The 1,100-nt window shown below is 68.4% G+C and carries 1 protein-coding gene; it reads right to left on the reverse strand.

The features are described from left to right. The coding region (locus AB0Q99_RS34320; RefSeq protein ID WP_363578192.1) for an acyl-CoA carboxylase subunit beta at window positions 1-1,100 on the reverse strand (1,100 nt) is incomplete at both ends.

The raw sequence follows: 1,100 nt of genomic DNA on the forward strand, positions 1-1,100 counted from the left end.
TGGCGGGTCTCGGTGGGGTCGATGACGTCGTCCACGAGGCCGCGTTCGGCCGCGTAGTACGGGTGCATCAGCTCGTTCTTGTATTCCTTGATCTTCTGGGCGCGCATGGCGTCCGGGTCCTCGGCGGCGTTGATCTCGCGGCGGAAGATGACGTTGGCCGCGCCTTCGGCGCCCATGACGGCGATCTCGTTGGTCGGCCAGGCGTAGGAGAGGTCCGCGCCGATGGAGCGGGAGTCCATGACGATGTAGGCGCCGCCGTAGGCCTTGCGCAGGATGAGCGAGATCCGCGGGACGGTGGCGTTGCAGTACGCGTAGAGGAGCTTGGCGCCGTGGCGGATGATGCCGCCGTGTTCCTGGTCGACGCCGGGCAGGAAGCCGGGGACGTCGAGCAGGGTGAGCAGCGGGATGTTGAAGGCGTCGCACATCTGGACGAAGCGGGCGGCCTTCTCGCTGGCGTTGATGTCCAGGACGCCGGCCAGGGACTGGGGCTGGTTGGCGATGATGCCGGTGACGTGGCCGTCGATGCGGGCGAGGACGCACAGGACGTTGGTGGCCCAGCGTTCGTGGATCTCCAGGTATTCGCCGTGGTCGACGATCTCCTCGATGACCTTGCGCATGTCGTAGGGGCGGTTGCCGTCGGCGGGGACGAGGTCGAGCAGGCTGTCGTTGCGGCGTTCGACGGGGTCGTCGCTGACCGCGGGCGGGGGCATCTCGCGGTTGTTCTGCGGCAGCAGTGAGAGGAGGTAGCGGACCTCCTCGATGCAGGACTGTTCGTCGTCGTAGACGAAGTGCGAGACGCCGGAGACGCCGGCGTGCACGTCGGCGCCGCCGAGGCCGTTCTGGGTGATCTTCTCGCCGGTCACGGCCTGGACGACGTCGGGGCCGGTGATGAACATCTGGGAGGTCTCGCGGACCATGAAGACGAAGTCGGTGAGCGCGGGGGAGTAGGCGGCGCCGCCGGCGCAGGGGCCGAGCATCACGGAGATCTGCGGGATGACGCCGGAGGCCTTGGTGTTGCGCTGGAAGATGCCGCCGTAGCCGGCCAGGGCGGTGACGCCTTCCTGGATCCGGGCGCCGGCGCCGTCGTTCAGCGACACCAG

Origin of the sequence: Kitasatospora sp. NPDC086791 (assembly GCF_040685975.1) — a bacterium.
In the GTDB taxonomy this organism is placed as follows: domain Bacteria; phylum Actinomycetota; class Actinomycetes; order Streptomycetales; family Streptomycetaceae; genus Kitasatospora.